Source organism: Neisseria sp. P0009.S007 (assembly GCF_051962515.1).
In genome coordinates this window covers 1-1,001 of the sequence record NZ_JBQCVF010000548.1, presented here as the reverse complement: position 1 = coordinate 1,001, position 1,001 = coordinate 1, and the positions used below count along the sequence as shown (strand labels likewise).

Genomic DNA, 1,001 nt, shown 5'->3' with positions numbered 1-1,001 from the left:
GTCAATTGTTTGGTAATCAGTTTTTTCAGCGGCGGGAAGTTATTGCTTGCACGCAATACCAAACCGCGCAGCAGTTTCGCCGGAGCAGTTTCATTGGTAAAGAGTTTCAGCAGCATATTGGTGCCGTGGTAAATCGGATGGGCGTGGAGCATATGCTTGGTGCTGTATTTTTCCAGCAGGCTCTTCGCACCAATATCCTGACCGCGTTGCTCTGCTTCGAGAACCAATTTAGCCAAAAGATCGGCACTTGCCAAGCCCAAGTTGAAGCCGTGCGCAGTAACCGGATGCATACCGACCGCAGCATCGCCGATCAACGCACTGCGTTTGCCATAGAAACGTTGGGCAATCATGCCGACCAAAGGATAATTGTGAATGGTGCTGGCCAATTCCATATCGCCCAAACGGCCTTTGAGTTGCTCTTTCACGCTGGCTGCCAATTCTTCCGGCGACATGTTTTTAATCGTCTCGGCTTTATCGCTGTCCACCGTAATCACCGTATTGGTTAAATGCTCTTCCAAAGGCAGCAACGCAATGGTACGGCCGTAGTGGAAGCATTCATATGCGGTATGCAGATTAGACAAAGTATGCTTCATGCGGCACACAAACATAGTGCGGCTGTAATCGTGCATATCGGAAGAAATGCCCAATTGACGGCGCGTTTGCGAGAAGCGGCTATCGGCGGCCAACAACAGACGGCCGGTCAATACTTCGCCGCTTTCCAAAATAACTTGCGCCTCATTGTCGGAAGTTTTAACTTCTTTAACATTGGTGCCGGTCAAGATTTTGACGTTATCCAATTTGGACACGACTTCATAAGCGGCTTTACGGATGTTGTGATTGGAAATCAAATAGCCCAAGCAGTCCGCAGGCTCACCGCGTGCCTCTGTCGGTTGCGGGAAGTGGAGCTGGTAATCGGAATGACCGTTCAACACTTTGGCATCGCGCAAAGGATAAATTTCGTCTTTTGGAATCAAATCCCACATACCCAATCGCTGCATGAT

1 protein-coding gene is annotated in these 1,001 nt (G+C 49.5%); it reads right to left on the bottom strand.

The genetic code is table 11. The features are described 5' to 3' along the window. On the bottom strand, positions 1–1,001 hold a 1,001-nt coding region (gene ubiM, locus ACTHS3_RS14710), incomplete at both ends, for a 5-demethoxyubiquinol-8 5-hydroxylase UbiM (RefSeq protein ID WP_440368334.1).